7 protein-coding genes and 2 pseudogenes are annotated in these 6,661 nt (G+C 71.0%); 8 read left to right on the plus strand and 1 reads right to left on the minus strand.

Features of this window, described 5'->3' with window-relative positions:
* Nucleotides 1–17 precede the first annotated feature (17 nt).
* On the plus strand, nucleotides 18–341 hold the full coding sequence (locus tag G3N96_RS26660) for a four-helix bundle copper-binding protein (protein WP_206139041.1): 324 nt from the start codon (nucleotides 18–20) through the stop codon (nucleotides 339–341).
* A 9-nt stretch (nucleotides 342–350) separates the two neighbouring features.
* On the opposite strand, the gene G3N96_RS26665 is transcribed toward G3N96_RS26660, so the two are convergent.
* Nucleotides 351–1,943 (minus strand): ATP-binding protein, encoded by a 1,593-nt coding sequence (locus G3N96_RS26665; protein ID WP_206139042.1) that lies wholly within the window; start codon nucleotides 1,941–1,943, stop codon nucleotides 351–353.
* Between the two features lie 276 nt (nucleotides 1,944–2,219).
* Between G3N96_RS26665 and G3N96_RS26670 the strand changes: the two genes are divergently transcribed.
* The 7 genes and pseudogenes from G3N96_RS26670 to G3N96_RS26700 form a co-directional block, all read left to right on the plus strand.
* Complete coding sequence (locus G3N96_RS26670; RefSeq protein WP_206139043.1) at nucleotides 2,220–2,588, plus strand: chemotaxis protein; 369 nt, start codon at nucleotides 2,220–2,222, stop codon at nucleotides 2,586–2,588.
* A 189-nt stretch (nucleotides 2,589–2,777) separates the two neighbouring features.
* Nucleotides 2,778–3,659, plus strand: coding sequence for a BON domain-containing protein (locus G3N96_RS26675; protein ID WP_206139044.1), 882 nt, complete (start codon nucleotides 2,778–2,780; stop codon nucleotides 3,657–3,659).
* 86 nt (nucleotides 3,660–3,745) lie between these two features.
* Nucleotides 3,746–3,949 (plus strand): hypothetical protein, encoded by a 204-nt coding sequence (locus tag G3N96_RS26680; RefSeq protein WP_206139045.1) that lies wholly within the window; start codon nucleotides 3,746–3,748, stop codon nucleotides 3,947–3,949.
* A 74-nt stretch (nucleotides 3,950–4,023) separates the two neighbouring features.
* Complete coding sequence (locus G3N96_RS26685) at nucleotides 4,024–4,539, plus strand: hypothetical protein (protein ID WP_206139046.1); 516 nt, start codon at nucleotides 4,024–4,026, stop codon at nucleotides 4,537–4,539.
* A 157-nt stretch (nucleotides 4,540–4,696) separates the two neighbouring features.
* A complete protein-coding gene (locus G3N96_RS26690) occupies nucleotides 4,697–5,479 on the plus strand; it encodes an SDR family oxidoreductase (protein ID WP_206139047.1) in 783 nt (260 codons plus the stop codon).
* Nucleotides 5,470–6,080, plus strand: a pseudogene (locus tag G3N96_RS26695) (HAD-IIIA family hydrolase). Before G3N96_RS26690 ends, G3N96_RS26695 begins: the two are co-directional and overlap by 10 nt.
* Nucleotides 6,077–6,661: pseudogene (locus tag G3N96_RS26700) on the plus strand (glycosyl transferase); the annotation flags it as partial. The pseudogenes G3N96_RS26695 and G3N96_RS26700, both read left to right, overlap by 4 nt.

The raw sequence follows: 6,661 nt of genomic DNA on the forward strand, positions 1-6,661 counted from the left end.
AAACCGGGAGGACTGCGATGAACGATCCCTACGACAACTGCATGGCCGCTTGCGACGCGTGCGCCCACGCCTGCGATGCGTGTACGGCCGCGTGCCTCGCCGAACGCGACGCGCAGGCGCTGGCCGACTGCATCGCGCTCGACATCGAATGCGCGCAGCTGTGCCGCTTCGCGTCGGGCGCGATGGTGCGCCGCAGTGTGCTCACGCCCAGCGTCTGCGCGCTGTGCGCGCAGGCCTGCGACTTGTGTGCGGCGGAATGCCAGCGGCATGCACACGATCATTGCCGCCGCTGCGCGCTCGCGTGTGAAGCATGCGCGGCGATGTGTCGCGCGGTGGCTTGAGCACGGCGGTCACGGTGTGCGACGAACCCGGCGCGCGACGCGCTGCAGCAGCGCGTCGAGCACGGCTATTTCGACGGGCTTCACGAGATGGTCGTCGAAGCCGGCGCGTGCGGTGCGCTCCAGGTCCGCCGCGCTGGCATGTCCCGACAGCGCAACGCAGGTCGTGTCGCGCAGCGCGTCGATCGCGCGCAGTTCGTGCAGGAGCGTGAAGCCGTCGACGTCGGGCATCGTGAGGTCGAGGATCATCAGCTGCGGGGCGTAGTCGCGGGCGAGCGCCAGCGCGTCGTGCGCGTTGTAGGCGACGCGCGGCGCGTGCCCTTTCACCTGCAGCAGCACGGCGAGCGTGTCGGCCGAATCGCGATTGTCGTCGACGATGACGATACGGAGCGGTGTCGTGTCCGTCTGCACGGACTTGACCGGCCCGCGCACGTCGCCGCGGGTCGCGCGCGCCATGCGGTCGATCGGCAGCCGCACCGTAAACGTCGCACCGTGACCGGGCCCGGCACTTTCGGCCGAGATGCGCCCGCCGTGCAGTTCGACGAACGTCCGGCAGATGGCGAGCCCCAGCCCGAAGCCTTCGGCCGGCCGCCGGCCTGATCCGCTTTCCTGCTCGAACAGGTCGAAGATGGTTTCGAGCGCGTCGCGCGCGATGCCGACGCCGCGATCGGTCACGCGGATCGCGACGACCGGCCCCTCGATCGTGGCGCCGACGTCGATGCGTCCGCCGAGCGGCGAGAACTTCGACGCATTGTCGAGCAGGTTGTGCAGCACCTGGACGAGCCGCGCATCGTCGCCATGCAGCGGCACGGCATCGGCCGGCAGATCGACGTGGATGTGCTGCCCGCGCGCGGCCAGCTTCGGCTGGATGCTTTCGACGCCGCGGCACACGATGTCGCGCACGGTAATGGGGCGGTCGTTCAGCTCGAGCTTGCCGGCGGTGATGCGCCCGACGTCGAGCAGGTCGTCGACGAGGCGCGTCAGTTGCGTGACCTGACGATGCACGGCGTCGCGGCACTGCGCGAGCGCGGGCGCCGGGTTGGCGAGGCTCTGCAGCACGCCGACCGAATGGCGCAACGGCGCGAGATGGTTGCGCAGCTCGTGCGCGAGCATCGCGATGAACACGCTGAGCCGGTGCGTCGACGCTTCGAGCTCCTCGAGCCGCTTGCGCTCGGTCATGTCGCGCGTGATCTTGATGTAGCCGCAGAGCTGGTTCGAGTGATCGTGCACGGGCGTGATCGTCACGTTCGCCCAGAACTGCGAGCCGTCCTTGCGCACGCGCCAGCCTTCGTCCTCGAAGTGGCCGTTGGCCGCCGCTTCGGCGAGCCCGAGCGACGGCCGGCCGGCCGCGATCGCGTCGGGCGGATAGAAGCGCGAGAAGTGGTGGCCGACGATCTCCGCGGCGCGATAGCCCTTGATGCGCGCGGCCCCGGCGTTCCAGGTCGCGACGTTGCCGTGCGGATCGAGCATGAACACCGCGTAGTCGGTGATCGACTCGACGACCGTCTGGAAGCGGAACTCGGCGAAGCGGTGCAACAGGTCGCGCGCGTCGGACTGCCCGAGCGGCGGGGGAGGCGAGCGAGGATTGATGTCGTCTTTCATCATCGGAGCAGCTTGTCGAAGACGGGCGGGCAAGCGCCGCCCGGCCGCCGTCGGGCGGGCCGGCAGCGGCGGTACGAATCGGATTGGCACCCCCGAAAGCATAAGGGAACTCAATTCGGCTGATCAATGAGCGCGCATCGGTTGTGCCGATCGCCATTCCGGCCGCGCGCAATCGGTTCCGGTGTGCGGCGCGGCATGCCGATTGCACACGCTTGCGTTCCGCCCGCCGTGCCGCGTTGGGCGGCTGCGCGCGGCCGCGAGCCTCGCAAGGAGCACGACATGAACAGCACGCTGAACCCCGACAACGAACCGTCCGACCCGGACGACGACAATGCCAGCCGCGGCCGCGACGGCCGCGCACTGGGCCCGAGCGACTCGTCCGACAGCGGCAGTGACACGGCCGGCGCGCGGCGTCATCCGTTCGACGTCGATTCGCCGCTCGACGATCACGCGCTCGAACGCGGCGATGCCGCGCTCGACAGCGATACGGACCGTGCGGGCACGGGTGAGCGCGCGTCGGCGGACGGCGATTCGACCCTCGACGAAGGCATGGACATCAAGCCGGACCGCACCGAGCGGCTGAGCGAGCCCGGCCGCACGACGCAACCGGATGACGGGGACGAAGCGGGCGACGACGGCACGCCGTGACGCGCCCGGCACGCAAAAACTGCAATCGCATTGCAGATTCTCGCGTCCGCCAGCCGATCGACGTCGCGACGCGCGTCGGTCTTCCACCGGCCACGCCATCGGCACGCGACTTGCATTCGACCTGACCGACGCGCGCCGTGACACGGCATGGGGCCATGCAAGGCGCAGGTGCGATCAAGGAGGGGCACGATGCAACGACGATATCCCGGACGGCACGGCGAACGCGGTGGCCCGCCCGACTGGCAGGAGCGCAACGAACGCGCACCCCGAGGCGCCGGCGAGCGCGACATCCCGGACGATCCGGCGCGATGGCCCGACGCGGGCGACGAGCCGGCGTACCGCCGCTTCGCGAGCGAGAACGTCGGTCCGGAAGACTGGGGCAGCGAATGGAGCGAACGCGCGGCGCGGCCGGTCGGCCAGCGGCGCGGCGGGGCCGATGCGGGCCGGCAGGGCGACTTCCCGCGCAGGCCGGCGCGCGACCCCGATCCCGGCTACGGCGAACGCGACTATCACGCGCAGGGCCGCGACGGGGGGGAAAGCCCGTACCGCGGCGTTCCCCCGGAGTTTCGCGGGCATCACCGGATGGGCGGGTACGACCGCGACCGCGCCTGTGGTGACCCGTACGGCAATCGGCGCTACGGCGGCGACGCCCCCGACCTGTCGCGGTTCGGCAGCGACGCCGAACGCGACGCGCTGCGCAATCGTCGCGGGCCGAAAGGCTATACGCGATCGGACGAGCGGATCCGCGAAGATGTGTGCGAGCGGCTCGCGCATGCACTCGACATCGACGTGAGCGACGTCACGGTGCAGGTGCAGGACGGCCGCGTCGAACTGGACGGCACGGTGCCGGCGCGATGGATGAAGCATGGCATCGAGGATCTGGCCGACGGCTGCATGGGCGTGCGCGACGTCGAGAATCGCGTGCGGGTGCGCCGTGACGAGGGCGAGCAGGCCGATTCGCGGATGGTGCTGCATCCCGACCAGCGCACCGTGACGCCGACGCAGCCTGCCGCGCTCGATCCCGAGCCGGGCACCGTCGAGCGCGACCGCGAGCGCAAACCGCACCACTGAGCGCTCGTGCACGAACCGGCGCGCCGCGAACCGCCTCGCACACGCATGACCACGGGAACCGACGATACGCCGCTCGGGCAGTGCTCGTGATCGTCATCGGCACGTGCGGCGGCTTCGTCATGTTCGCGATCGATGCGGCATGCGTGGCCGTGTTTGCGCGCCGGCGGATGCGCTGCCAGCCGCGCGTCATTCGCCGGATCGACGCCGCGCGTGAGCGAGAAGGCTGCGCGCCGCCCGAGGGCCTGGCGCTGTCCGGCCACGCGCGCGGTCGAGGCCGGTTTCCACGCTGACCTGACCCACCCCGCGGCAACGGCCGACCGGATCGCGACGCTGCGCGCACTCGCATTTCCCTCTGGAGACACCCATGTCCAACCCGCCACCCGAAGCGTTGACCGGCCGCCGCGCCGGTAGCGCGTTCGTCGACCGCCCGACCGCGGTCGCCGCGGTCGAATTGCTGCTGCCGAGCCTGTCGGCCGCGCTGCAGAGCGACTTCGTCGGCGACAGCGGCTGCCTGCACATCGTGATCATGGATCCCGCGCTCGGGCCTCGCGACGCGGCGTTCGAGGACGCGATCCTGTACGAGTTCTCGTTGCCCGACCCGAAGGACTGGGACGCCGACTACCGGGCGTATGCGCGTGCGAAGGCGCGGCTGTCGTGGGAAACGGGCCGCGACGGCCACGTCGTGCAGGCGCTGGAGCCGTACCGGCTGCGCGCGGGCGATACGAACCTGTGGGGCGGCGTCGCGCTCGGCGGGATCGTGGTCGGCGTGTCGGGCGCGCAGCCGTGGTTCGACGAGGCATTCGCGGGCTGCCTCGCGCACTGCCTGCGTGCGCTCGCGAAGCGCCGCGCGCAGGCGACGCCGGACGCGCTGGCGATCTGAGCGCGGCCGTGCGGGGCGGTTTTTACAGCAGCTTATAAAAAAGCCAGCGATGGCGTGCCGGCGCGCGACGCGGCACGGGCGCCGGCCAGTCGGCACGGTTCTCGCTGTCTCTCCTGCATCGACGTTTGTCGCGACAAGCGTCACACAGCCAGTCCGGATGCGTCCGGACGTTCGCAAGGAGGTGCAGGTGAACGACGTCAAACACGATTCGACCCAAGCGCCGCTCGCCGGCCGCGTCGCGCTGGTGACCGGCGGCGGCCGCGGGCTCGGCGAGGCCATTTGCGAAGACCTGGCGCGGCACGGGGCGCACGTGATCGTCGCCGATCTCGACGGCGACCGCGCGGCCGCCGTCGCGCAGCGGCTCGAACGGCACGGCGGGCAGGCGGTCGGCCGGCCGCTCGACGTGCGCGACGAGGCGTCCGTGCTGCAGGTCGTGCACGATGCGCGGGAAGCGCTCGGCGATCTCGACGTGGTCGTCAACAACGCGGCGATCGACGTGACCGCGCCGATCGACGACGTGAGCGTCGACGCATGGCGGCAGGTGCTGATGACGAACCTGCTCGGCCCGTACCTGATGTGCCACGCCGCCGTGCCGATGATGAAGGCGCGCGGCACCGGGCACATCGTCAACATCGCGTCGACCGCGTCGAAGCGCGCATGGCCGAACGCGTCCGCCTATCACGCGACGAAGTGGGGACTGCTCGGCCTGTCGCACGCGCTGCATGCCGAACTGCGGCCGGCCGGCGTGAGCGTGTCGGCGATCGTCGCGGGCGGGATGCGCACGCCGTTCCTGCTCGACCGCTTCCCGGACATCGACGCGGACACGCTGCAGCCGGCCGAGAACGTCGCGGCCGCCGTGCGCTTCGTGCTGATGCAGCCGCCCGGCACGGTGGTGCCGGAAGTGATGGTGCTGCCGATGAAGGAGACGTCATGGCCTTGAAGCGCGAAAGGGGGCTGCCGGGGGCCGTGCTGATCGACAAGGACGGCACGTTGCTCGACGACGTGCCCTACAACGTCGATCCGGCGCGGATGCGCCTCGCACCGGGCGCGGCACGCGCGCTGCGCACGCTCGGCGCGACCGGCATGCCGATCGTGGTCGTCTCGAACCAGCCGGGCGTCGCGCTCGGCCGCTTTACCGAAAACGAGCTTGGCGCGGTCCGCCGGTGTCTCGCCGAACTGTTCGAAGCAAACGGCGCGACACTGGCGGATTTTTTTTCTGCCCGCATCACCCGCGCGGCAGCGTGCCGGCTTATACGATTGACTGCGTCTGCCGCAAGCCGCGCCCCGGCATGTTGCGTCGCGCGCTGGCCACGCTGGGCGTCGTCCCCGAATGGAGCTGGATGATCGGCGACATCCTCGACGACGTCGAGGCCGGGCGCGCCGCGCGTTGCCGCACGATCCTCGTCGACTGCGGGCACGAGACCGAATGGCGCACCGGCGCCGCGCGTACGCCGCACCACGTCGTCGATCGCGTCGACCGCGCGGCCGACATCGTCGCGCGCGAAGCCGTGCGGCGGCACGGCACCTGGGGCCGGCGATGAACGCCGCGTGGCGTCGCGCACGACGCATCCTGTGCGTGCGGCTCGACAGCGTCGGCGACGTGCTGATGACGACGCCCGCGTTGCGCGCGTTGAAGGAGAGCGGCGAGGGGCGCCGGCTCACGCTGCTGACGTCGCGCACCGGCGCCGCGCTGGCGACGCACCTGCCGATGGTCGACGACGTGTGGACCTACGATGCGCCATGGGTCAAGCACCCCGACGCGCACGGCGATCCGGTCGCCGATCTCGACATGATCGATCGGCTGCTGGCCGGCCGTTTCGACGCGGCCGCGGTTTTTACCGTCTACAGCCAGAATCCGCTGCCCGCCGCGATGATGTGCTGGCTGGCGGGCATTCCGCTGCGGCTTGCGCATTGCCGCGAGAACCCGTATGAACTGCTGACCGATCGCGTGCCGGAAAGCGAACCGGAGTCGCACGTGCGGCACGAGGTGGCGCGGCAGCTCGCGCTCGTGCGCGCGATCGGCGCCACGACGTCGAACTGGCGGATGGCGTTCGAGCCGGGCGACGCGGCGCGGCATGCGGTCAGTGCGCGGTTGCAGGCCACGTTGCGGCGCATCGGCGGC

It is taken from the genome of Burkholderia sp. Se-20373, assembly GCF_017104705.1.
GTDB lineage: Bacteria > Pseudomonadota > Gammaproteobacteria > Burkholderiales > Burkholderiaceae > Burkholderia.